19 protein-coding genes and 1 riboswitch are annotated in these 23,330 nt (G+C 63.2%); of the genes, 8 read left to right on the top strand and 11 right to left on the bottom strand.

Going from position 1 to position 23,330, the window contains the following annotated elements; translation table 11 throughout:
• Positions 1-87: 87 nt before the first annotated feature.
• From RPF88_RS15370 to RPF88_RS15380, 3 genes are all read right to left on the bottom strand, one after another.
• On the bottom strand, positions 88-1,239 hold the full coding sequence (locus RPF88_RS15370) for an efflux RND transporter periplasmic adaptor subunit (protein WP_063167611.1): 1,152 nt from the start codon (positions 1,237-1,239) through the stop codon (positions 88-90).
• 56 nt (positions 1,240-1,295) lie between these two features.
• A complete protein-coding gene (locus RPF88_RS15375) occupies positions 1,296-1,901 on the bottom strand; it encodes a TetR family transcriptional regulator (protein ID WP_013532915.1) in 606 nt (201 codons plus the stop codon).
• Between the two features lie 453 nt (positions 1,902-2,354).
• The gene (locus RPF88_RS15380; RefSeq protein ID WP_063167610.1) at positions 2,355-3,995 is read right to left on the bottom strand and encodes an acyl-CoA synthetase; all 1,641 of its coding nucleotides are present in this window, start codon (positions 3,993-3,995) and stop codon (positions 2,355-2,357) included.
• A 190-nt stretch (positions 3,996-4,185) separates the two neighbouring features.
• Between RPF88_RS15380 and RPF88_RS15385 the strand changes: the two genes are divergently transcribed.
• Together RPF88_RS15385 and RPF88_RS15390 are read left to right on the top strand one after the other, a co-directional pair.
• The gene (locus RPF88_RS15385; RefSeq protein WP_013532917.1) at positions 4,186-5,151 is read left to right on the top strand and encodes a sugar-binding transcriptional regulator; all 966 of its coding nucleotides are present in this window, start codon (positions 4,186-4,188) and stop codon (positions 5,149-5,151) included.
• 91 nt (positions 5,152-5,242) lie between these two features.
• A complete protein-coding gene (locus RPF88_RS15390; protein ID WP_063167609.1) occupies positions 5,243-7,297 on the top strand; it encodes a bifunctional aldolase/short-chain dehydrogenase in 2,055 nt (684 codons plus the stop codon).
• A gap of 52 nt (positions 7,298-7,349) precedes the next feature.
• Here the strand turns inward: RPF88_RS15390 and RPF88_RS15395 are convergent, their stop codons facing one another.
• The 4 genes from RPF88_RS15395 to RPF88_RS15410 form a co-directional block, all read right to left on the bottom strand.
• A complete protein-coding gene (locus RPF88_RS15395; RefSeq protein ID WP_063167608.1) occupies positions 7,350-8,195 on the bottom strand; it encodes an acyl-CoA thioester hydrolase/BAAT C-terminal domain-containing protein in 846 nt (281 codons plus the stop codon).
• Between the two features lie 101 nt (positions 8,196-8,296).
• On the bottom strand, positions 8,297-9,349 hold the full coding sequence (locus RPF88_RS15400) for a substrate-binding domain-containing protein (RefSeq protein ID WP_023808755.1): 1,053 nt from the start codon (positions 9,347-9,349) through the stop codon (positions 8,297-8,299).
• 51 nt (positions 9,350-9,400) lie between these two features.
• Positions 9,401-10,396, bottom strand: coding sequence for an ABC transporter permease (locus RPF88_RS15405; protein ID WP_013532921.1), 996 nt, complete (start codon positions 10,394-10,396; stop codon positions 9,401-9,403).
• Between the two features lie 79 nt (positions 10,397-10,475).
• Positions 10,476-11,987, bottom strand: a complete 1,512-nt coding sequence (locus RPF88_RS15410; RefSeq protein WP_063167607.1) for a sugar ABC transporter ATP-binding protein — start codon at positions 11,985-11,987, stop codon at positions 10,476-10,478.
• A 135-nt stretch (positions 11,988-12,122) separates the two neighbouring features.
• On the opposite strand from RPF88_RS15410, the gene mtnK reads away from it, so the two are divergent.
• Both mtnK and mtnA read left to right on the top strand, forming a co-directional pair.
• Complete coding sequence (mtnK, locus tag RPF88_RS15415; RefSeq protein ID WP_063167606.1) at positions 12,123-13,397, top strand: S-methyl-5-thioribose kinase; 1,275 nt, start codon at positions 12,123-12,125, stop codon at positions 13,395-13,397.
• Entirely contained in the window at positions 13,394-14,488 is a 1,095-nt protein-coding gene (gene mtnA, locus RPF88_RS15420) for an S-methyl-5-thioribose-1-phosphate isomerase (RefSeq protein WP_013532924.1), read from the top strand. Before mtnK ends, mtnA begins: the two co-directional genes overlap by 4 nt.
• A 10-nt stretch (positions 14,489-14,498) precedes the next feature.
• On the opposite strand, the gene RPF88_RS15425 is transcribed toward mtnA, so the two are convergent.
• Positions 14,499-15,038 (bottom strand): Lrp/AsnC family transcriptional regulator, encoded by a 540-nt coding sequence (locus RPF88_RS15425; protein ID WP_013532925.1) that lies wholly within the window; start codon positions 15,036-15,038, stop codon positions 14,499-14,501.
• A gap of 49 nt (positions 15,039-15,087) precedes the next feature.
• Between RPF88_RS15425 and RPF88_RS15430 the strand changes: the two genes are divergently transcribed.
• The 3 genes from RPF88_RS15430 (at position 15,088) to fba (ending at position 18,318) form a co-directional block, all read left to right on the top strand.
• Positions 15,088-16,257, top strand: a complete 1,170-nt coding sequence (locus tag RPF88_RS15430) for an MFS transporter (protein ID WP_063167605.1) — start codon at positions 15,088-15,090, stop codon at positions 16,255-16,257.
• Between the two features lie 66 nt (positions 16,258-16,323).
• A riboswitch (FMN riboswitch) is annotated at positions 16,324-16,538 on the top strand.
• A 77-nt stretch (positions 16,539-16,615) separates the two neighbouring features.
• The gene (locus tag RPF88_RS15435) at positions 16,616-17,089 is read left to right on the top strand and encodes a 6,7-dimethyl-8-ribityllumazine synthase (protein WP_063167604.1); all 474 of its coding nucleotides are present in this window, start codon (positions 16,616-16,618) and stop codon (positions 17,087-17,089) included.
• Between the two features lie 164 nt (positions 17,090-17,253).
• Positions 17,254-18,318 carry a class II fructose-bisphosphate aldolase gene (gene fba, locus RPF88_RS15440; protein ID WP_013532928.1) on the top strand — a complete coding sequence of 355 codons (1,065 nt, stop codon included), beginning with the start codon at positions 17,254-17,256 and terminating at the stop codon, positions 18,316-18,318.
• Between the two features lie 57 nt (positions 18,319-18,375).
• Here the strand turns inward: fba and ftsZ are convergent, their stop codons facing one another.
• Positions 18,376-19,413, bottom strand: coding sequence for a cell division protein FtsZ (gene ftsZ / locus RPF88_RS15445; protein ID WP_337122666.1), 1,038 nt, complete (start codon positions 19,411-19,413; stop codon positions 18,376-18,378).
• A 483-nt stretch (positions 19,414-19,896) separates the two neighbouring features.
• Between ftsZ and RPF88_RS15450 the strand changes: the two genes are divergently transcribed.
• Entirely contained in the window at positions 19,897-21,252 is a 1,356-nt protein-coding gene (locus tag RPF88_RS15450; RefSeq protein WP_063167602.1) for a glutamine synthetase family protein, read from the top strand.
• Positions 21,253-21,258: 6 nt separating this feature from the next.
• On the opposite strand, the gene RPF88_RS15455 is transcribed toward RPF88_RS15450, so the two are convergent.
• The gene (locus RPF88_RS15455; protein ID WP_063167601.1) at positions 21,259-22,056 is read right to left on the bottom strand and encodes an aspartate/glutamate racemase family protein; all 798 of its coding nucleotides are present in this window, start codon (positions 22,054-22,056) and stop codon (positions 21,259-21,261) included.
• Entirely contained in the window at positions 22,053-23,324 is a 1,272-nt protein-coding gene (locus RPF88_RS15460) for a dicarboxylate/amino acid:cation symporter (RefSeq protein WP_245441278.1), read from the bottom strand. Before RPF88_RS15460 ends, RPF88_RS15455 begins: the two co-directional genes overlap by 4 nt.
• Positions 23,325-23,330 lie beyond the last annotated feature (6 nt).

The following is a 23,330-nucleotide window of genomic DNA, read 5'->3' on the forward strand; positions in this document are numbered from 1 at the left end:
TGGGGGTTACATCAATCGAGCGTCTCGGTCGGGCGCCTGCCGCCCGGAAACCAGCGGCTGCGGGAACGCGCAGCCGGTTGTCTGTCGTCAGCGCACCTGCTTGGCGTCGCCGTCCGCCGCGGATGCCGATTGCAGCGCCGTATCACCGGCGAGCTTCACCTTGAGGTTCTCGGTCATGAATTGCGTGCCGGCGGCGACCACGACATCGCCGGGTTTCAAACCCTCCGCGACACGCACGCCATCGGCGGCGAACTCGGCAACCTTGATCGGACGAGCATGAACGGTGTCGGCGCCACGATCGACGGTCCAGACGATCGATTGGGTGCCTTGCTCGGCCAGTGCGCTCAGGGGGATCGAGACCAGCTGCCGCTCATTGGCCGCCGTGGCTTCGATGCTGGCGGTCATGCCGAGCAGCACACGCGGATCGTTGGGCAGGCTGACGCGGACGGCAAAGGTGCGTGATTGCGGATCGGCGCTGCCGGCGACTTCGCGGACCTTGCCGTCGAGCGCCAGCGCATCGTCGGACCAGAAGCCCGCCTTGACCGCCTTGCCCGGCTTGAATTCGGCGATTTCCATTTCGGGGACGGCGATCAGCACTTCCTTTTCGCCGTCGACAGCGACAGTGACAACCGGCGTGCCGGAACCGACCACCTGGCCAACGTCGGCGCTGACCGTGGTGACGATGCCATCCCTGTCGGCCTTGAGATCGGTATAACCGACCTGGTTCTTCGCCTGAGCCAGTGTCGAAAGGGCGGAATCACGGGTGGCGACCGCTTGGTCATAGGTCAAGGTCGCCTGTTCGAGCTGTGATTTCGGGGCAAAATTCTTGGCAAAAAGCTGCTCGGCACGCTTGCGGGCGAGTTCCACGGTCTCGACCTGCCGCTCGGCGGCATCGAGCGCTGCCTGCGCGCTCTTGACCGAAAGGTCGTAGTCAATGGGATCGATGCGGGCGAGCACATCGCCCGAGGCCACATGCTGGCCGATATCGACGAGGCGCTCGGTGATCTTGCCATTGACGCGGAATGCCAGAGCGCTCTCGGTGCGGGCCCTCACCGACCCGGAATAGGAGAGCGTGCGGGTGTCATGTACCTTCGCGATCTCGACAACCTTGACCGGGCGGATGATATCCTTGACTTCGGTTTTTTCCTGGCTGCAGCCGGCAAGCCCGAGAGTGGCGGTGACAAGCAGCACCGGGCCTACAGCGGGCAACCTGCCGATGATTGAACTGAACGAAGACACGCGCGTACTCCCGAAATGGAGATGAATCGTTGAAACCGGCGCCCGGCGGGCGGAGGCTACTTCAAGGCCTTGATTGCATAGTCGACGAGGTCGTCAGGCATTGCCCGGTTGGTCTTGGCAAGGCATTGCGCCACCATCTGCGGATGACACAGGATGACGGTCGCGGCGCCGAAACAGCGAGACGCGATAACCGGATCCTGTTTTCTGAACTCACCGGCCTCGATCCCGTCACGAATGATTTCCGCGAACAGGTCGTGAATGCTGTCGACATGCTTGTCGATCACACCCCAATCCCGTTCGAGGGCGACGATGACCATCTCGTGGACCTTCTGGTCGTCGAGCATGACCTCCATCGTCATCTTGTATTGCGCATGCACGTAGCGCCGGAGCCGCTCCTCGGCGCTGATCGGCAGGCGCGAAATCTCGTAGGCCATCTTGTAGCTGGCGCCGAGCATCCGGCCGCAGACGGCCTGGTGGATTTCGACCTTGGAGGCGAAGAAACGGTAGATGTTGGCCGGCGACATGCCGAGCTCACGCGCAATGTCGGCGACATTGGTCTTGCCGTAGCCATAGTGCCGGAACAGGCGCTCGGCGCAATCGAGAATGCGCGTTACATTTTCCTGTCGGGCGGCTTCGGCGACTATGGTGGCGGCTTCGGACATGATCCTCTATCGATTTACGAGTGACGAATTTTGATTTTCATCACTCGTAAATCGAAAAGAAGGACCTGTCAATGCGGATTCGGTATACACGTACGAATGGTGACAGATGGTGACAGTGAGAAGGTGGAATCGACGATCGCCGTTAGCGGCTGGCCCTGATGAATTCGTCATCCTAGGGCGAAGCAAGGAGCGAAGCGACGCGGCGCAGACCCTAGGATCCATGCCGCGACGTTGGTCAAAGAGTGCGACGGATCAACAGGTTTACACCGGTCAGCGAGCTGTAGCCTGCAGCCGCCATTCTCGACTGTCGGAGCTCGGCCGCAAGGTGACGGCATGGATCCCTTGGGCTGCGGAGCAGCTCCAGGGTTTCCGCGACGTCGCTCGCGACTGCTACACCCTAGGATGACGAAGCCCGCGACAAATTGTCGAGGCGAAGCATGGGTGGCGATGCAGCTAAGCCCCCTTGGCCATCTCGCGTAGCCGGAATTTCTGGATCTTGCCGGTCGAGGTTTTCGGGATTTCGGCGAAGATGACCGCCTTCGGCACTTTGAACCGGGCAAGCAGCGCGCGGCAGTGATCGATGATCTCGGCTTCGGTCGCGACCTTGCCGGGTTTCAGCTCGACATAGGCAACAGGCACTTCGCCCCATTTGTCGTCGGGCCTGGCGACGACGCCGCAAGAGGCAACCGACGGGTGCTTGTAGAGCGCGTCCTCGACCTCGATAGAGGAAATGTTCTCGCCACCGGAGATGATGATGTCCTTGGAGCGGTCCTTGAGCTGGATGTAGCCATCGGGGTGCATGACGCCGAGATCGCCGGAATGGAACCAGCCGCCGGCGAAGGCTTCGTCGCTCGCCTTGCGGTTTTTCAGGTAGCCTTTCATGACGATGTTGCCGCGGAACATGACCTCGCCGATTGTCTCGCCGTCGGCCGGTGTCGTCCGCATCGTCTCGGGGTCCATGACCGTCAGGCCTTCGAGCGCTGCATAGCGCACGCCCTGCCGCGCCTTCCTGGCGCTGCGCTCGCCCTTTTCGAGATCATCCCAGGCGCCGTGCCATTCGTTGACGACCGCCGGGCCATAGGTCTCGGTCAGGCCGTAGAGATGGGTGACGGCAAAGCCGGCATCCGCCATCCCCGACAGCACGGCTTCCGGCGGGGGTGCTGCAGCCGTGTTGAAAGTGACCGTCTGCGGAAATGCGCGCTTGTCCTCGTCCCTGGCATTGATCAGCACCGACATGACGACCGGCGCGCCGCACAGATGGGTGACGCCCTGATCGGCGATCGCATCGTAGATCGGCTTCGGCCGCACCCAGCGCAGACAGACATGGGTGCCGGCCTGGACGGCGAGCGTCCAGGGAAAGCACCAGCCATTGCAGTGGAACATCGGCAGCGTCCACAAATAGACCGCGTGCTTGGCCATGCCGGCATGGATGGTGTTGGTGTAGGCCATCAGGGCCGCACCGCGATGGTGGTAGACGACGCCCTTCGGATTGCCCGTCGTTCCGGACGTGTAGTTGAGCGAAATCGCATCCCACTCGTCGTCGGGCATCGACCAGGCGAAGTCCGCGTCGCCGCCTGCGACAAATGCCTCATAGTCCAGTGAGCCTACCCGCTCGCCCTTTGGGTACGGCGCGTCGGCGGCGTATTCGGGATCGTCATAGTCGATGACCAGCGGCTTGACCCTGGCCAGTTCCAGGGCCTGCTTGACGACGCCGGAGAATTCGCGGTCGACGATCAGCAGCTTGGTCTCGGCATGATCGAGTTGGAAAGCGATGACCGCCGCATCGAGGCGGGTGTTGAGCGAATGCAGCACCGCCTTGGTCATCGGCACGCCGAAATGCGCCTCCAGCATCGGCGGCGTGTTTGACAGCATGACGGTGACGGTGTCGCCCTTGCCGATGCCGCGCTTCTGAAGGGCCGAGGCAAGCTTCAGCGACCGCTGCCAGAAAGTGCGATAGTCGATGCGCTGGCGGCCATGGATGATGGCGATATGGTCGGGATAGGTCTTGGCCGCGCGCTCCAGATAGGTGAGCGGCGTCAGCGGCTGATGGTTGGCCGCGTTCTTGTCGAGATCCTGTTCGTAAGGATTGCCCATCCCATGCTCCCCGCGATTTTCTTTCAGACGTTCTAATCACAGGCTCGGGCCGCGTCACCACAAACGATGCCACGACAGAGCGCATTCGGCACAATGATGAACCAGATTCGGCGCAAGCGGGAGCATCGCATACCTCTGCCCAGTTTGACTTTTGTCGAGAGCCGTGAATAATGTCAGCTGAGGAGACGGCATGGCGATCCGACCGGCAGAACAACTCATCCACAAGGCCGCCTGGCTCTACTATGCCCATGGCCTGCGGCAGGACCAGGTGGCGAGCCAGCTTAACATTTCCCGTGCCTCGGTCGCCATGTACCTGCGCAAGGCGCGCGAGACCGGCATCGTCAACATCTCGACTTCGACCCAGCTTTTCACCGACGACGTGCTGGCGCGCAAGCTCGAGGATGCGCTGAGCCTCGACGCCGTCTGGATCGCGCCGGAGAATGATCATATTGCCGACCCGTCGACGGAAATCGCCGTGCTGGCGGCGAGCGTCTTTCTCGAACTGGTCAAGAAGGGCGACCGCATCGGCGTCGCCTGGGGCCGCACCGTCTATATGATTGCCGACGTCATGTCCTATGCCGACCTGCAGGATGTCACGGTGGTGCAGCTCTGCGGCAATCTCGGCGCGCCCTATTCCTATCGCCCCGACCAATGCACTATGGAAATCGCGCGGCGGCTCAACGCCAAAGGGCTCAATTTCTACGCGCCGCTGGTGCTGTCTACGGAAGAACTTGCGCGTGCGCTGCGTGCCGAGCCGGTGATCCGGGAACAATTGTCGGGTGTCGGCGAATGCGACCTGGCGTTATACTCGGTCGGCGCGGTCGACGCCGACAGCCATCTGGTCAAATGCGGCGCGCTGACGCCAAGCGAAATGGCGGATCTGCGCAGCCAAGGCGCTGCCGGCGTGATTGCCGGGCAGATCATAGACGCCGAGGGCAAGGTGCTCGACTGCAGTTATAACAGGCGGGTGATCTCCGCCGAGCTTGCCTCGCTGCGCGCCATCGCCAGGCGGTTGGTGGTGGTGCAGGAGGACAGCAAGTTCGAACCGCTGCTCGCGGCGATCGCCGGCGGCCTTTGCACGCATCTGGTGGTCGGCGCACACATGGCGCAGCGGCTCCTGGATCATGCGGCTGCCACGACAGAAAAGGCCTCCTAGGAAATCCCCTCTCCGTCGCCGGCGCATTGTCATCAAAGCGTCGCGGCATTGCTGTTTCACCATCAAAGACAAACAACCGGACGAAGCGAACATGAAGAATTTGTGGAATGACGAAGCAGCCGAAAAACTCGTCGCAGACTACGCGAAAAAGGGTGTCGGCCGCGACCTGGCGCTGCGCGTCTACACGACCCGGCTGCTCGGCGGCGAACCACGGCTGGTCCTGCATGGCGGCGGCAACACCTCTTGCAAGACGACGGCAACCGACCTCGTCGGCGACCAGTGGGACGTGCTGTGCGTCAAGGGCAGCGGCTGGGACATGGGCGTCATCGAGCCGCAGGGCCTGCCGGCGGTCAAGCTCAAGCCGCTGCTCAAGGCGCGCGCGCTGAACAGGCTGGCCGACGAGGACATGGTTGCCCTGCAACGCGTCAACCTCATCGATCCGTCCTCGCCCAACCCGTCGGTCGAGACGCTGCTGCATGCCTTCCTGCCGCACAAATTCGTCGACCACACGCACTCGACCGCCATTCTCGCCATCGTCGACCAGGAGGACTCCAAGCCGCTGGTGACCACGGTTTTCGGCGCCAAGATGGGCTATGTGCCCTACATCATGCCCGGCTTCGACCTCGCCAAGGCGGCTGCCGACATCTTCGACGCCGATCCTGATGTCGAGGGCCTGATCCTCGACAAGCATGGCATCTTCACCTTCGGCGACGATGCGAAGCAGGCCTACGACCGGATGATCCATTATGTGAACGTCGCCGAGGACTTCATTGCCGCAAGTGGCAAGCCGAAGGCGGCAAAGGCAGCCTTGCCAGCAAAGCTCGCGACGCCGGCGTCGATCGCGCCGATGCTGCGCGGCGCGGTGGCGGTAGCGCGCGGCGAAGGCCGCTTCGACCGAATGGTCAGCGATTTCCGCACTTCGCCGGCAATTGTCGATTTCATCAATTCAGCCGAGATCGCCGATTATGCCGGGCGCGGCGTCTCGACGCCCGATCTGTCGATCCGCATCAAGACCGGGCCGATGGCGCTGCCGGCGCCCGACGCGGACAAGGCCGGCGACTACAAGGCGGTGATCAAGAGCCATGTCGACGCGTTCGCCAAGGATTATCGCGCCTATTTCGAAACCAATGATGCGCTCGACGACGTCAAGCGCACCATGCTCGACCAGATGCCGCGGCTGACGCTGGTGCCCGGCCTCGGCATGTTCGGCCACGGCCGCACCCTGAAGGACGCGAAGATCGCGTCGGATGTCGGTGAGATGTGGATCGAGGCAGTGCGTGGCGCCGAGGCCGTCGGCCGGTTCCATCCGCTTTCCAAGGCCGACCTGTTCCCGCTCGAATACTGGTCGCTGGAACAGGCCAAGCTCGCCTCCAACAAGCCGAAGCCGCTGACCGGCCAGGTGGTGCTGATCACCGGCGGTGCCGGCGCGATCGGTGCAGCGACGGCAAAGCTGTTCGCCGACAATGGCGCCCATGCCGTCGTCGTCGATCTCGACGCCGAAAAAGCCGCCGATGCAGCGAAGAAAGCCGGCAACAATTCGATCGGCGTCGCCGCAGACATCACCGACCCGGCACAGGTGCGTGCCGCCTTCGACAAAGCGGTCGCCGTGTTCGGCGGTGTCGACATCCTGGTTTCCAATGCCGGCGCCGCCTGGGAAGGCCGCATCGGCGAGCTTGACGACGCGCTCCTGCGCAAGAGTTTCGAGCTCAATTTCTTCGCCCACCAATCGGTGGCGCAGAACGCCGTGCGCATCATGCTCGAACAGGGCACAGGCGGCGTGCTTCTGTTCAACACCTCCAAGCAGGCCGTCAACCCCGGCCCGAAGTTCGGCGCCTATGGCGTGCCGAAGGCGGCGACGCTGTTCCTGTCCAGGCAGTACGCGCTCGACTATGGCGCGCATGGCATCCGCTCGAACGCCGTCAACGCCGACCGCATCCGCTCGGGCCTTTTGACCGACGCCATGATTGCCAGCCGCTCAGGCGCGCGCGGCGTGTCGGAGAAGGACTACATGTCCGGCAATCTGCTCGGCCAGGAAGTGACGGCGCAGGACGTGGCGCAGGCCTTCCTGCATCATGCGCTGGCCGACCGCACCACCGCCGACGTGACGACCGTCGACGGCGGCAATATCGCGGCAGCGATGCGGTAGGGAAACCGGCCGAGACTGACGCAAAACAGGCGAAGGTATTCGGGATCTGCAGCTACAGCAGTTCTCGGATGCCTTCCCACGCCATTCTGCCCAACCGTGATTCGGCCTCGTCATTGCCGCCATGTGCATGCAATGTCGAGCGTGGTGTGTTCTCGCCAGGCAAGAGAATGCGATGCCCCGCATCCGGCGATGACACGAGATGTGTGATCTTGCCTGCTTCGCTGCGCCGCCGAACAATTTCTGTCGCGAACCATAGCGAGGGCCACAGCGCATCGTCGCCGCCTGCGACCAGCAGGATCTCGGCCGATGCGGTCTCAACGGGGATGGTCGCCGCAGCCGCTTCCTGCCTGAAGGTTTTCAAGCAATGTTCGAAGAGTCCCCTGTAGGATACCAAGCCATCCACGTATTCTGGTGTCCAGTTTGGATCCGTCGGCACAAACGGCAGGGGGATTCCGTCGAGCGACCATGAGGATCGTTCAGGCCAGCTGACGCCATCCGGGCCAGCACCAATATTTCCCCAAATCACCGATGACGGGCTGATGGCGACCACAGCGTCGATGCGCGGGTCATGGACCGCCGCAAGCAGTGAGGCCTCGGCACCCTTGGATGTGCCGACATAGACGATGCGGTGGCATCCTGTTTCAAGGAGACAATCGGTTGCCGCGAAGAAGGTTTCGAGGGGAATTTCGCATATTCCGGGAGGCTGGCCCTCACCGCCGAACCATTGCAGGGCCAAAGCCGACGAGCCCTCGTTTGCAAAGAGCCGTGCGCGCCCGACATCGACGCGGCCACTCGACCCACCCAACACCACGACACCCGTGGTGGCCTGCGGGCATCGAAACAAGGTTCCGGCGACGGCGCCGGACAGGTTTTCCTCGATTGCCGCCTGAGCTTCCATATACGCACCGAACCTTGGGCCGGAGCCTGGCGCCGGCTGCAGATATTCAGCAAAAAGGCCGCCTGCAGCAAGCGGCTGCAGGCGGCCTTCGATAGCGAAAGTTACTTGGCGTTCGGGTTCGGCATCCAGGCCGGCATCGCGACATCGGCGTGGGCGAACTGCGGCAGCTTGGCCGACAGGTCCTCCATGTTCTTGATGTCCTTGTCGATGAGGTCCTTCTGGGTGATCAGTGTCGGCGGCACGACGACGTTGTGGCCGGGGTCTTCACCGGCCAGCAGCTGTGCCAGCGCACGCACCGAGACCTGGCCGACGACGGCCGGGTTGGTCGCGGCGGTCGCGGCCCAGGCGCTGTCGGGCTCGCGCATCGCAGCGATGTCCGAGGTCGAAATGTCGGCCGAATAGATCTTGATGCCCTTGTTCAAGCCCGCTTCGTCGACAGCGATCTTCACGCCCTTGGCGAATTCGTCATAGGGAGCGAACATCACCTTGATGTCGGGATGCGCCGTCAGCACCGAACGCGCCTGGTTGGCGACGGAGTTGGCGATCGGATTGTCGAGCGTGCCGAACATCGCGACTTCCTTGATGCCGGCATATTTCTTCTTGACGTCAACCCAGGTCTCGTTGCGGCGGTCGAGCGGCGCGATGCCGGCGACATAGACATAGCCGGCATTCCAGCTCTCGCCATTGTCCTTGACCGCCTGCTCGAGCGCGAGGCGTGCCAGGTCGCGATCGGACTGTTCGATCTGCGGGATCTTGGGGTTTTCGACATTGACGTCGAAGGCCACAACCTTGATGCCGGCGTCGACCGCACGCTGCGCGGCGTCCTTCATCGATTCCGTCAGGCCGTGCTGGATGATGATGCCCTGCACGCCGAGCGCGATGGCCTGGTCGACCATGTCGGACTGAAGAGCCGCATCCTGGCGGCTGTCGAGGACGCGCAGGTCGATGCCGAGCGCCTTCGACTGCGCCTCGACGCCCGAGAGATAGGCCTGGAAGAAGTCGCCGGTCGAGAGATAGCGCACCAGCGCGATCTTGACGCCGGGCTTGTCGAAGGGCGCCGGCTTGTCCGCGGCAAAAGCCGGGACCTGCATCAGCATAGTTGCGCCGGCCAATCCGAGCGCCACCTTCCCCAGAAGTCTTCTTGTAATGCTCACTTTGTTTTCCTCCACTCTTGTTGAACTCGAAAATCCTGTTCCGGTCGAAAGCTATCTCCTGCCCCTGCCCGAAAGCGCAAAGGTGAAGACAAGGGCGACGACCAGAACCACGCCCTTGATGAAATCCTGCGTGTAGTAAGGCGCGTTCATCATCGTCAGGCCCTGAAGCAAGATGCCGACGAACAGCGCGCCGATGGCGGTGCCGAAGGCGTTCGGCTTGGCGGCACCCAGCACCGCGTAGCCGATCAGCGCTGCGGCAACCGCATCGAGCAGCAGATTATTACCCGAGGCGATGTCGCCGCGTCCAAGCCGGGCAGCGAGCAAAATGCCCCCGATCGAGGCAAAAACACCTGAAATGACGTAAGCCCAGATCTTGTATGCCTTGACAGGCGCGCCGGCGAGTTCGGCGGCGCGCTCATTGCTGCCGACGGCATACATCATGCGGCCGAAACGGGTGTATTCGAGGAAGAACCAGATCAGCACGGCGAGCACGAGCAGCACCACCACCGACACTGGAATGAGGTTCGGGATGAAGAAGTCGAAGCGGTGGCGGCCAAGCGCCAGGAAGGCGTCGGAGAATTTGCCGTTGGCGACCGAACCATCAGGCATGGTCATGCCGGTGGCGATCGAGCGGCCTTCGGTTGGAATGCGCTGCAGGCCGACGAGCAGGAACATCATGCCGAGCGTCGCCAGCAGATCGGGCACACGCATGTAGACGATCAGCCAGCCATTGATCAGGCCGACGATGGCGCCGATGAGCAGGCAGACGACGACCGCGACAAGGGCGTTCTGCTCCAGCACCACCATGACATAGGCGGCCGCCATCATGGCTGAGGTGGCGACCGAGCCGATCGACAGATCAAAACCTCCGACGACCAGCGTGGCGGTGACGCCGAGCGCCAGCACGCCGGTGATGGCGACCGACTGGAAGATGAAAACCGCACTTTGCGGCGAAACGAAACCGTCGGCGGCGATCGAGAAATAGGCGACGAGCCCGAACAAGAGCACGATGAATCCGTAGCGGATGGCGTGGTCGCGCAATGTCATTCGGCGCTCCCGCGCGCTGCTGCCGTTTTTAGCCAATCCGAACCCATGCTCTTTCCATTCCCATTCCTAACGCCCGCGCTCAGGCGGCACTGTGCAGCGGCCCGCCGGCGACCTCGGCCAACAGGCGGTCGAGATCGACATCGGCATTGCGGTGCTCGCCGACGATGGTCTGTTCCGACATGACCAGGATGCGATCGGCGGTCTCCAGCGCCTCGTCGAGTTCGGTGACGAACAGCAGCGTGGCGCGTCCGTTTGCACTGGCCCTGAGCTTGGCGGCGATGTCGCGCCGGGCGGAAATATCGACGCCCTGAAACGGCTCGTCCAGAATGAACAGTCTCGCATGCTGGGCCATCCAGCGGGCGACCATCACCTTCTGCTGGTTGCCGCCGGAGAGCTCCGACATCTCGTCCTTCTCGGAGCGGCAGACGATGCCCAGCTCCTCGATCTGCCGGCGCGCCGTGGCGCGTTCCAGACGGCGCTTGAGAACAGCGAAACGTGACATGCGCTTGTGAAACGGCAGGCTGATATTTTCCTGGATGTTGAAGCCGCCGACGATGCCGTTCTCGCCGCGGTCCTTGGCAACGAGGAACACGCCGGCGGCGATCGCCTCGCCGGCTGTTTCAGGCGCATAAGGCCTGCCGTTCAGCGTCATTGTGCCGGCCAGCGGCTGGCGCACGCCAAACAGCGTCTCGGCAAGCGCCGTCTTGCCGACGCCGACGAGGCCGGTGATGGCAACGACCTCACCGTCGCCGAGCGTCAGCGAGATCGGCCGTGCGCCTTGTGCGATGCGCAGCCCGTCTATCTTGAAGACGGCATTGGCCGAATCCCTGACAACAATCCGGTCGAGATGGATCTTGCGGCCGAGCATGGCGTTGACCGCGCCTTCATAGTCGAGCGGTTTCTTGTCGAAAATGCCTGAGATGATCCCGTCCCGCATGGATACGATGCGGTCGGCCAGCCGCCTTATGTCCGACATACGGTGCGAGATGTAGAGGATGGCCACGCCTTGCTCGCGCAGCCTGTCGATCAGGGCAAACAGCCGATCAGCCTCGGCGCTGGAGAGCGATGAGGTCGGCTCGTCGAGGATCAGCACTTTCGGCTTGTGCGCCAGCGCGCGGGCAATCGCCACCATCTGACGATCGGCCAGCGAAAGATCACTCACCCGCGCCTTCAAATCGATGGCCAGCCCCATGCGGTCGGCAACCGTCTTGGCCTCTCGCCGCACGCGCATTGGATTGAACAGGGTCGGCGCACCGCTGCCGCTCAGCCGGTCCAGCGTCAGGTTGGTGGCGACGTCGAGATCGGCGACGACACCGTCGTTGATGTTCTGATGCACGGTGACGACGCCGGCGCGGATCGCCTCGGCCGGGGTTTTCGGCGCGAAATCCTGGTCGGCGAGCGCCATCGTCCCGCCGCCGCGTTCGTAGACACCAGAGATGATCTTGACGAGGGTGGATTTGCCGGCGCCGTTGGCGCCCATCAGCACGGTCACTTCACCGGCATGCAGTTCCAGCGAGACGCCGCCAAGCACCTCGTTATGGCCAAAGGATTTCCTCAGTCCCTCTACGCGGAACACGGCATTGCCGACCATGCGTTCCTCCCTGACATGACGCTATGGGCTGTATCGGCAATTGTCAACACGATTGACAATTGCCAGATCGCTTCCTAGCTTGGCCCGGCCGCCACGCCTCCGTTATGTTGGAAGCGCATATGCGGGAGGATAACGATGACTGAAGAATTGCCGTTCGAAGCCCTATCGGTCGAAACCCTGGCTGCACGCCTTGGCGGCAACGAGGCGCTGTGCGCGAAGATCGGCAAGGACACCGGCGCCTGGAAGGTCCGCGAGGTCGGCGACGGCAATCTCAACCTGGTGTTCATCGTCGAGGGCGCCAGCGGTGCGGCCGTGGTCAAGCAGGCCCTGCCCTATGTCCGCCTGGTCGGCGACAGCTGGCCGCTGCCGTTGAAGCGCTCCTTCTTCGAATATCACGCGCTGACCAGGCAAGAGGCGCGCGCGCCGGGCTCGGTGCCGGCGATCCATTATTTCGATGAAGGTCAGGCGCTGATCATCATGGAATATCTTGCGCCGCCGCATATCATCCTGCGCCGTGCCCTGATCGACGGCCGCCAACTGCCGAACATCGCCCGGGATATCGGCCTGTTCATGGCCCGCACGCTGTTTCGCGGCTCCGACCTGCATATGACCGCCAAGGACCGCAAGGCCGATCTGGCGCTGTTCGCCGACAATGCCGAGCTTTGCGACATCACCGAAAACCTCGTGTTCTCCGATCCCTATTTCGATGCCAAGATGAACCGGCACACCTCGCCGCAGCTCGACGGCCTGGTCGCCGAACTGCGCGCCGACCGCGACCTCAAGGTCGAGGCGCAGCGGCTGAAGCACATCTTCGCCGCCAATGCCGAAACGCTGCTGCATGGCGACCTGCATTCCGGTTCGATCATGGTCACCGACACGGAGACCCGGATGATCGATCCGGAGTTCGCCTTCTACGGCCCGATGGCTTTCGACGTCGGCATGCTGCTTGCCAATTTCTGGATGTCCTTCTTCTCGCAACGCGGTCACGAACAGAAGGGCAAGCGCGACGCCATGCGCGCCTATCTGCTCGGTGTGACGGTCGAGACCTGGGCGGTGTTCCGCGCCGAGTTTTCGCATCTATGGCGCAGCGAGCGCACCGGCATGCTCTACCAAAAGAGCCTGTTCGAGGACCAGGGCGACATCCTTGCCTCAGAGCAGGCGCTCGACCATGTGCTGCACCAGATCTGGACCGATCTGCTAGGCTTTGCCGGCGTCGAAGTGCACCGGCGCATCCTCGGTCTCGCTCACAATGCCGATTTCGAGACCATTGCCGACGAGGATCTGCGCGCCAGTTGTGAAGCAAAGGCGCTGAAATTCGGCCGCCACCTCGCCGTCAACCGGCGCCAGATCCACAGCATCGACGAGGTCAACCAACTGGCCGCGCTGATCGAACAGGAGAGCAGCATTTGAACGTCGGCGACCGCCACTATCGCACCATCTGGCTGAGCGACGATGGCCGTTCGGTCGATATCATCGACCAGCGCTGGCTGCCGCATGATTTCCGCATCGAGAGGATCGGCACGGTTGCCGGCATCGCCACCGCCATCCGCGACATGTGGGTGCGCGGCGCGCCGCTGATCGGCGTCACCGCTGCCTATGGCGTCGCCATGCAGATGGCCGACGATGCGTCGGATGCAGCGCTCGACGCCGTGTGGGAGACCCTGCACGAGACGCGGCCGACCGCGATCAATCTGCGCTGGGCGCTGGACGAAATGCGGCGCTTCCTGCGGCCTTTGCCTACCGAACAACGCGCTGCAGCCGCCTATCGGCGGGCCAGTGAGATCGCCGACGAAGATGTCGGCCTCAACCGCGCCATCGGCGAGAACGGTCTCACCATCATCAAGGCGATCGCGGCGCGCAAGCAGAAGGGCGAGCCGGTCAACATCCTGACCCATTGCAATGCCGGCTGGCTGGCGACGGTCGATTACGGCACGGCGACCGCGCCGATCTACCTGGCCACAGAAGCCGGCATTCCGGTCCATGTCTATGTCGACGAGACGCGGCCGCGCAACCAGGGCGCCCAGCTGACCGCCTGGGAGATGGCCGGGCACGGCGTGCCGCACACGCTGATCGTCGACAATGCCGGCGGCCATCTGATGCAGCGCGGCGCAATCGACATGGTCATCGTCGGTACCGACCGCACCACCGCCGACGGCGACGTCTGCAACAAGATCGGCACCTATCTCAAGGCGCTCGCCGCCGCCGACAACGACGTGCCGTTCTATGTCGCGCTGCCGTCGCCGACCATCGACTGGACGGTGCATGACGGACTGGCCGAAATCCCGATCGAGCAACGCTCGGCCGACGAGGTCTCGCTGGTCTGGGGCAAGACCGCCGCCGGCGAGATTGCCCAGGTGCGCATTTCGCCTGAGACGACGCCGGCGGCCAACCCGGCCTTCGACGTGACGCCGGCGCGGCTGGTGACCGGCCTGATCACCGAGCGCGGTGTCGCCAAGGCCTCGCGCGAGGGCCTGAAGCAGATGTTTCCCGAGCGGGCGTAGCCGCTCGCTTCTAGTACAGAGGCTCGGCCATGTGCTTGGGTGTCGGCCAAGTCTCGGTGATACCCGGCTGCACCGGCCGCTCCAGATAGGTCGAGAGCACCACATAGCTGCGCGTCGAGGTGACGCCCGGCGTTTCGTAGAGGCGCGCCAAAAGGCCTTCGAGGGCCCTGGTGTCTTCGGTGCGGACCTTCAGCAGCATGCAGGTGTCGCCGGCGACGGTATGGATTTCCTCCACTTCGGGATATTGCGAGACCGCCATCAGTTCCGGCGTCTTTCCCCAGCCCCTGGTGTCGATATGGACAAAGGCGAGCAAAGGCTTTTTCACCGCCCGGGGATCGATGATGGTGACCGTGTTGCGGATGGCGCCGCTGCGCCGGAGCCGTTTGACCCGCTCATGCGCTGCCGGTGGCGACAAGCCGACGCGATCGCCGAGTTCGGCGTAGCTGATCGTGGCATCATCGACCAGGACACCTAATATTCTTCGGTCTATCGCGTCGAGATCGCGGGCCGCCGGCCTGTTCTGCAGAATGCCATCTGTTTCTTCATCCATGGCGAAATTCCTGGTTCTCCGCTGAATAGAATACGGCCATTATGCCGATATGTCGAACATTGATCAACTTGCACCATTGACTGCCCGAGCCCCGATCCCGGCGCTTGCCTATCTGTTGACGGGCTGCATCGCGGTCATCGGCTCGAACTCGCTGGTGCTGGGTCCGATTGCACCGGCTGTCGCCTCGTCGTTCGGGACCAGCGTGCCGGCCGTGATGATTGCGGCGGCCGCGTTCGGCCTCGGCACCTCTGCCAGCGCGCTGTTCCTGGCGCGCTACATCGACCGGCTCGGTGCTCGCAGAATGCTGCAGGGCGCACTGCTGCTGTTGGCACTGGCGCTGGTCGCCAGCGCCGCGGCACCCACGGTGATCATGCTGGTCGCCGCACAGCTGCTGGCCGGCATCGCCGCCGGCGTCGCCATGCCGGCGATCTATGCCAGCGCGGCGGCCATCGCCCCACCGGGCAGGGAGAGCGGCACGATCGGCGTCGTGCTGACCGGATGGACGCTCAGCATGGTCGCCGGCGTCTCGCTGTCGGCCGTGCTTGCCGATCTTGTGCATTGGCGCGCCGTTTTCGTGGCGGTCGCGGTGCTTGCGGCCCTTGCATGGATGGGACTGACAGTGACGTCGCTCAGCGACACCAGGAAGGCCGGACCGGCGCCCGCCCCGCTGGAAGCGCTCGGCATTCCCGGAATCCTGCCGCTGCTGGTCGCGTGCGCGGCCTTCATGACTTCGTTCTACGGCGTCTATGGCTATCTCGGCGACCATCTTCATGTCGGGCTTGGACAGCCGGTGAGTGCCAATGGCCTGGCGGCGCTTGCCTACGGCATAGGCTTCGGCACCGCTGCTCTGCTCGACGGCGTCATCGACAGACTGGGTGCGCGGCGCGTCATGCCGTTTGCCTATCTTCTTGTCGCCGTCGTCTACGTCGCGATGGCGGCGACGAGCGACAGTTTCGGGCTGACCTTGACCATGGTGGCAATCTGGGGACTGGCCAATCATTTCGGCCTGAACGTCCTGGTGATGCGCCTGTCGGCGCTCGATCCGTCGCGGCGCGGCACGATCATGGGGCTGAACAGTGCGGTGACTTACCTCGCGGTCTTTGTCGGCACCACCAGCTTCGGGCCGCTTTATTCCAACTTCGGCTTTGCTGTCTGCGTGATGGTTGCAGCACTGCTCATGCTGATCGCCGCATCGGCGGCGGCGTGGCGCACGCGGTAGTCGAACGTGCTTGGCCCAACCTTCTCACGGTTGACAGCAGCGTCCTGCCCTTTCATACAAAGCCGTTAATGTTCTCAGGGCGGGGTGAAAGTCCCCACCGGCGGTAAGGGTTTCTACCCAAGCCCGCGAGCGCTTTCCGGTCCACGCATCAATGCGTGGATTCTTAAGTGCTAGAGCGTCCTTTACGCGTCCAAGGGACGCGTGGCGCTCTAGTGGAAAGGTCAGCAGATCCGGTGTGATTCCGGAGCCGACGGTTACAGTCCGGATGGAAGAGGACGAAACGGAAGCCGGCCCGCTTTTTGCGGGCTTAATCCGTATCGTGCGTCCTGATTCTGGTTCGAAACGGAAGGATGGACCCATGAATCAGCATTCCCATAAAGACTATGAAACGACCCGCATCGCCGTTATCCGCGCGCGCTGGCATGCCGACATCGTCGACCAGTGCGTACAGGCCTTCGAAGCTGAACTGGCCTCTCTGGGAGACGAGCGCTTCACCGTCGACATCTTCGACGTGCCCGGCGCCTATGAAATTCCCCTGCATGCCAAGACCCTGGCCGGGACCGGCCGTTATGCCGCGATCCTCGGCACAGCCTTTGTGGTCAATGGCGGCATCTACCGGCATGAGTTCGTCGCAAGTGCTGTCATCGACGGCATGATGAACGTGCAGCTGTCGACCGGCGTGCCGGTGCTGTCGGCGGTGCTCACCCCGCACAACTACCACGACAGCGCCGAGCACCACCGCTTCTTCTTCGAGCACTTCACTGTCAAGGGCAAGGAAGCGGCGAACGCCTGCGTGCAACTCCTGGCGGCGCGGGACCTGATCGCGGCCTGAGGTCGTCAAACTGGCCGGATTTCAACCCTGCAACAAGAATTGCGATCGAGAAGCGCTCCGAAGGTTGCGGTTCCCTTGAAATCCCGCCAGAAGCATCAAGGGCCGACCGGCAAACCGGCCGGCCCGCGACGTTGCGCTTGAAACCAGATACGGGAGACTATTGGGTGGCTCGCATAACACTGAGACAATTGCTCGACCACGCCGCCGAATACGGCTATGGCGTGCCCGCTTTCAACATGAACAACATGGAACAGGGCCTCGCCATCATGGAGGCCGCCGAGGAGACCAAGTCGCCGGTCATCCTGCAGGCTAGCCGCGGCGCGCGCGCCTATGCCAATGACGTGGTGCTGGCCAAGCTGATCGACGCGCTGGTCGAAATCCATCCCGACATTCCGGTCTGCATGCATCTCGACCATGGCAACAACGAAGCCACCTGCGTCACCGCGATCCAGTACGGCTTCACCTCCGTCATGATGGACGGATCGCTGAAGGAAGACGGCAAGACGCCGGCCGACTACGCCTACAATTCCGGCATCACCAAGCGCGTCGTCGACATGGCGCATTGGGGCGGCGTGTCCGTCGAAGGCGAGATCGGCGTGCTCGGCTCGCTCGAGAGCGGCGGCGGCGAGCAGGAAGACGGCCACGGCGTCGAAGGCGCGATCAGCCACGACCAGCTTTTGACCGATCCCGAACAGGCGGTCGAGTTCGTCAAGGACACCCATGTCGATGCGCTGGCGGTGGCCATGGGCACCAGCCATGGCGCCTACAAATTCTCGCGCAAGCCGGACGGCGCGGTGCTGGCCATGAACGTCATCGAGGAGATCCATCGCCGCCTGCCGAACATGCACCTGGTCATGCACGGCTCGTCCTCGGTGCCCGAGGATCTGCAGGAGATCATCAACAAATATGGCGGCCAGATGAAGCCGACCTGGGGCGTGCCGGTCGAGGAGATCCAGCGCGGCATCAAGCACGGCGTGCGCAAGATCAACATCGACACCGACAACCGCATGGCGCTGACCGGCGCGATCCGCAAGGTGCTGACCGAGAACCCGAGCGAGTTCGACCCGCGCAAGTATCTGACACCGGCCATGGCCGCCATGCGCAAGCTCTGCAAGGAGCGCTTCGAACAGTTCGGCACCGCCGGCAACGCGCAGAAGATCAAGCCGCTGCCGGTCGCCGAAATGGCCAAGCGCTACAAGTCGGGCAGTCTGGACCCGAAGTTCGGCTGAGCTGAACGCTGGTATCGAGGGCAGGAGCGCGGCAGCGCCCTGCCCGTTTACCGAACACTATTGAAGCGTGCGCGCCGGCGGCTGACCGGCGTGGTCGCGCGCGATGCCGGCGTCGGCATCCTCGGCGCCAAAAGCACGGTCGAGGCCCGTCGCCACGACCGAGACCCTGAAGCGGCCTTCCATGCCCTTGTCGAAGATGGCGCCAACGATGATGTCGGCATCCTCGTAGACCTCTTCGCGAATGCGGGTGGCGGCCTCGTCGACTTCAAACAGGGTCATGTCCCTGCCGCCCGATATCGAGACCAGCACGCCCTTGGCGCCTTTCATCGACACTTCGTCGAGCAGCGGGTTGGCGATCGCGGCTTCGGCCGCCTTCATCGCGCGGCCTTCACCGGAAGCCTCACCGGTGCCCATCATGGCGCGGCCCATGTCGCGCATCACGGATTTGACATCGGCGAAGTCGAGATTGATCAGGCCTTCCTTGACGATGAGGTCGGTGATGCAGCTGACGCCGGCATAGAGCACCCGGTCGGCAATGACGAACGCATCGGCGAAGGTGGTCTTGGCATCGGCGATCCTGAACAGGTTCTGGTTCGGGATGACGATCACCGTGTCGGCGCTCTCGCGCAGCCGCTCGATGCCTTCTTCGGCCATCTGCATGCGGCGCCGGCCTTCAAAGGTGAACGGCTTCGTGACGACGCCAACCGTCAGGATGCCGGCTTTGCGCGCCGCCTGGGCGATGATTGGAGCCGCACCGGTTCCCGTGCCGCCGCCCATTCCGGCGGTGACGAAACACATATGCGTGCCGGCCAGATGATCCATGATCTCGTCGAGCGATTCCTCGGCCGCGGCGCGACCGATCTCGGGAAGCGATCCGGCGCCCAGCCCTTCGGTGACATGAGCGCCAAGCTGGATCAGCCGCGTCGCCTTGGACATAGTCAGCGCCTGCGCGTCGGTGTTGGCGGCGATGAATTCGGTACCCTGAAGCTGCTCGGCGATCATGTTGTTGACGGCATTGCCGCCGCCGCCGCCGACGCCGATAACGGTGATCTTGGGTCTCATCTCGGAGATTTCGGGCTTCTTGAACTCGGCCATGCCTGTTTCTCCTTCGTCAATTGCGCGCGCTTCACGACCCACCCGCAGACTGCCTTGGGCATATTGCAATCGAGCGGCATGACGCGAATCAGTCCGTTGCGATGGGTACCCCAAAAAGCCAGACAGCGGCCAGAGGTGCAAGTGCATCCGAGGTCAAGATTTGTGATGACCGTTTTGCACAGCGTGGCTCGGGCGCTGCGTGCGCCAGATCTTACCGCAGCGAACTCGCCGCTCCCGCCGATAGCGGCTGCGCGCTGGTTTACCGTCTCGTGCTTGGCATTCCGCCCTCCAACCTCTATGTTGCGATCGCAGATCGCGCAATTGGTTTTGAAATGCCTCCCGACATACCAGCTAGTGACTTGAAAAAATAAGGAAAAGCGCTTGGCGACAGCCACGTCTGTTTTCCTAAAACTCACCAGCTATTTTTACCAGGGACGTGCGGCCGGTCAGGCTGCGGCACCTTCGAAAACCAGAGGTTTTAAATTGAGCGATGCAATTGCGGACGTTTTGAACTGGCTTGAAAGCAGAACCGACATCCAGAGCCTCAGGGCGGCGGTGTGCGACCTCAACGGTATCATGCGCGGCAAGCGCATTCCCGTCGAGCAGGCAAGAAAGGCGCTGGAAGGCAAGCTGCGCATGCCTTTTTCGCTGATCGGACTGGATGTCTGGGGCGAAGACATCGAAGGCAACAGCCTGGTTTTCTCGACCGGCGATGCCGATGGACTGTGCCAATGGACCGGGCGCGGCATTCTGCCGGTGGCCTGGACGGCGCATCCGACGGCACTTGTCCCGCTGTGGCTTGCCGACGAAAGCGGCGCGCCCTATCTCGGCGACCCGCGACGGGCGCTGGCCCGCATCCTCGATCGCTACAAGGCCCTGGGCCTGACCCCGGTCGCGGCAACGGAACTCGAATTCTACCTCGTCGATCCGCAATCGCAGCGGCCGGTCGGCCCTGTCTCGCCGGTGACCGGACGCCGGCTCGATTCCGACGCGGCGCTGTCGATCGACGAAATCGACGATTTCGAATCCTTCATCCATGACGTCTACGAGGCTTGCCGGACGCAAGGCATTCCCGTCGACACGGCCATCGCCGAAAACGGCGTCGGTCAGTTCGAGATCAATCTGAACCATGTCGCGGACGCGTTGCGGGCGGCTGACGATGCGGTGCTGTTCAAGCGCACGGTGAAGGGCATTGCCCGCAAGCACGGCTTTGCCGCCTGCTTCATGGCCAAGCCCTATGGCGACCGGGCGGGCAACGGCTTTCACGTTCATTTCAGCCTGGTCGACGGTGAAGAGCGCAACGTCTTCGACGACGGCACCGACCAGGGCTCGGAGACCATGCGCCATGCAGTCGGTGGCCTGCTTGCGGCAATGGCCGAGAGCACGCTGGTATTCGCGCCGCACTTCAATTCGTACCGCAGGCTGCGCCCAAGATCCTATGCGCCAACCGCGGTCGCCTGGGGCTATGAGAATCGCATGGTCGCGATCCGCATTCCGGGCGGGCCGACCGCTGCTCGCCGTATCGAGCACCGCGTATCGGGAGCCGACGCCAACCCCTATCTGGTGCTCGCGGCCATATTGGGCGCCGCGCTGACCGGCATCGAAAGACAGTTGTCGCCAGGTGATCCGATCGGCACAGACGGCCAGGGACTTCCGCCGGCAAAGCTGCCGCCGGACTGGGCATCCGCGATCGCCGCCTTCGAGAGCGGGACGCATGTGGCGGAGATTTTTCCAGCCATCCTGCGCGACTCCTTTGTGGCCTGCAAACGCCAGGAGCTGAACACGTTCGCGCTCAATGTCAGCGATTTCGAGATCGAGACATACCTCGAGAGCGTCTAGATCGGGTTACGCCAGTACGGCCAAGCTGCCGCGCATCGGCCAATCATGTCCTGGCGGCCGCGATACGGTCGGCAGCCCTCGGGCTTCCTGCGTACCGAACCCTAATCGCGTCAGGCAGGCTCGCGCCAGGGCCGCATTGCTGTCGATGACGAGCAATCCATTCACGTCGTTGAGGCTGGCGGCCACCACCGACAGTTCGGTGCAGCCGAGCAGGGCGGCATCGGCGCCGGCCGCTTGCGCGATGTCGAGCGCGCGCTCGGTTTCAACCGCCGCATCCGCGATCGAACCCGCCTTGACGAGGCTGATCGCGCTGTCGACGCACGCCTGAAATTCGGTGTTCGAGGGAAGGCAGAGCTCAAATCCCGCCGCCGACATCCTGTCCTGATAGAAGCCGGAGACCAGCGTGCCCTGGGTGGCGAGAACAGCAACCCGGCCCCGCTCCAGGCTACGACGCGTCTCCGCCACCACGGCGTCGCCGATATGGATGATTTCCGCGCGCGAATTCGCCGCCAGTTGGTCGTACCAATGATGGGCGGTGTTGCACGGCATCGCGACGCAGGCGACGCCGAGCGCATTGAGCGTCGCGACCGCCGCTTTCAAAGGCGCCAGCGGGCCGTCATGGCCGGCAAGGATGGCTTCGGTCCTGTCGGGCAGCTGCGGTACGCTGAGGATCACGGCAGGCACATGTTCGTTGTCTCTGAACGCCTGGGTCATCCGGGTCAATTTGAAGTAGAAGTCAGCCGATGCAAGCGGCCCCAGGCCGCCGATAATGCCGAGCTGGGGACGGATGCTGTCGTCGATCATCCGGCAGGCTCGGCTTCGAGCTGTTCCGAGACGGTTTCAGGCTGTGTCGCCTCCCTGTGGCTGGGAGCGATCATTGCCGTGCTCGCCGCGACGGTGCAGACGCTGGCCAGCGTCATGAACGTGTCCACGGCCGCATCCACCGCGACGAACAAAGCGAACGCCGCCTCGAAGGGAAGCTTCAGGTAGCCGCAGACGATGGACATCTGCGACAGGATGAGCAGGCTGCCCATGCCGCCGGTGGTGAGCGCGAGAAGCGCCGAGATGATGCCGACGAGCACGAGGTCGGGGACTGCAAGCGGATGGCCGTAGAGCTGGGCGATGAACAGCGCACCCGAAGTGTAGAGCAGCGCCGGGCCTGTACGCAGCAAAGCCGCCTGCAGCGGCACCAGCAGTTCCACGACCACCAGGCTGAACCGCAGGCGCTCGCTCAAAAGGTTGATGACCCACGGCAGCGAGGCGACCGTAGAGCGTGTGGTGATGGCCACCATGAGAAGGGGCTGGCAGGTCTTGATCGTCGTCCAGTAGCTTCGTCGCGACCGGATGGCGATAATGGCAAAGGCGCCGGCAACGAATATGAGGCAGGAAAAACCCATCACCAGCAGGTAACCGCCCATCAGCGTGAGCGGCTTGGTTCCGGTCGACGCGGTCTGGTCCGCGATCAGGATGAAGGTTGCAAAGGGCAACCCCCAGATGAACCAGTTGGTCAGCACCGTACAGGCCCTGTAGACCGCGTTGAGCGCCTGCGTCAGGCTCATGGACGAGGGCTGGGGAATCTTCCCCATCGCGAGCCCGAAAAGCAGGCAGAACAGCAGAACCTGGATGGTCTGTCCCGAGGCCAGCGCATTGAAGACGTTGTTCGGCACCAGGTCGAGCAGGATCGAATGCCCGCCGCTGGGATCCCCATTGGAGGGCGGCGGCTGGAACGGGAAGGCGAGATCGGTGGACACGCTGCCTTGCGAATTGATGAACTCGCCAAGCTCGATGCGCGACTGGGGATTCTCGATCTGGCCCGGCTGCAGGATCAGCGACAAGGTGCCGCTCACCAGCACGGCCAGGAACGACACGACCAGCACGGCCATACCCACCTTACCGAGGTAGCGGACCGATTTCGGGTCCTGGACCATCGCCGTGATGGAGAAGATGACCGATGAGACCAAATAGGGCAGGACGACCATCTTTAGGAAATTCAGGTAGAGTTGTGCGACAGGGCTGATCGCATGGGCAAAGTCTGGATAGTAGAGGCCGCACAGGATTCCTGCAGCAATCATCGCAAT

It is taken from the genome of Mesorhizobium sp. ISC11, assembly GCF_037162595.1.
GTDB lineage: Bacteria > Pseudomonadota > Alphaproteobacteria > Rhizobiales > Rhizobiaceae > Mesorhizobium > Mesorhizobium ciceri.

What these genes read in the sequence shown, in the direction of transcription:
- RPF88_RS15375 (WP_013532915.1), bottom strand. Translation starts at nt 1,901, where the DNA reads ATGTCCGAAGCCGCCACCATAGTCGCCGAAGCCGCCCGACAGGAAAAT.
- RPF88_RS15380 (WP_063167610.1), bottom strand. Translation starts at nt 3,995, where the DNA reads ATGGGCAATCCTTACGAACAGGATCTCGACAAGAACGCGGCCAACCAT.
- RPF88_RS15385 (WP_013532917.1), top strand. Translation starts at nt 4,186, where the DNA reads ATGGCGATCCGACCGGCAGAACAACTCATCCACAAGGCCGCCTGGCTC.
- RPF88_RS15390 (WP_063167609.1), top strand. Translation starts at nt 5,243, where the DNA reads ATGAAGAATTTGTGGAATGACGAAGCAGCCGAAAAACTCGTCGCAGAC.
- RPF88_RS15395 (WP_063167608.1), bottom strand. Translation starts at nt 8,195, where the DNA reads ATGGAAGCTCAGGCGGCAATCGAGGAAAACCTGTCCGGCGCCGTCGCC.
- RPF88_RS15405 (WP_013532921.1), bottom strand. Translation starts at nt 10,396, where the DNA reads ATGACATTGCGCGACCACGCCATCCGCTACGGATTCATCGTGCTCTTG.
- RPF88_RS15410 (WP_063167607.1), bottom strand. Translation starts at nt 11,987, where the DNA reads ATGGTCGGCAATGCCGTGTTCCGCGTAGAGGGACTGAGGAAATCCTTT.
- mtnK (WP_063167606.1), top strand. Translation starts at nt 12,123, where the DNA reads ATGACTGAAGAATTGCCGTTCGAAGCCCTATCGGTCGAAACCCTGGCT.
- RPF88_RS15425 (WP_013532925.1), bottom strand. Translation starts at nt 15,038, where the DNA reads ATGGATGAAGAAACAGATGGCATTCTGCAGAACAGGCCGGCGGCCCGC.
- RPF88_RS15430 (WP_063167605.1), top strand. Translation starts at nt 15,088, where the DNA reads ATGTCGAACATTGATCAACTTGCACCATTGACTGCCCGAGCCCCGATC.
- RPF88_RS15435 (WP_063167604.1), top strand. Translation starts at nt 16,616, where the DNA reads ATGAATCAGCATTCCCATAAAGACTATGAAACGACCCGCATCGCCGTT.
- ftsZ (WP_337122666.1), bottom strand. Translation starts at nt 19,413, where the DNA reads ATGGCCGAGTTCAAGAAGCCCGAAATCTCCGAGATGAGACCCAAGATC.
- RPF88_RS15455 (WP_063167601.1), bottom strand. Translation starts at nt 22,056, where the DNA reads ATGATCGACGACAGCATCCGTCCCCAGCTCGGCATTATCGGCGGCCTG.
- RPF88_RS15460 (WP_245441278.1), bottom strand. Translation starts at nt 23,324, where the DNA reads ATGATTGCTGCAGGAATCCTGTGCGGCCTCTACTATCCAGACTTTGCC.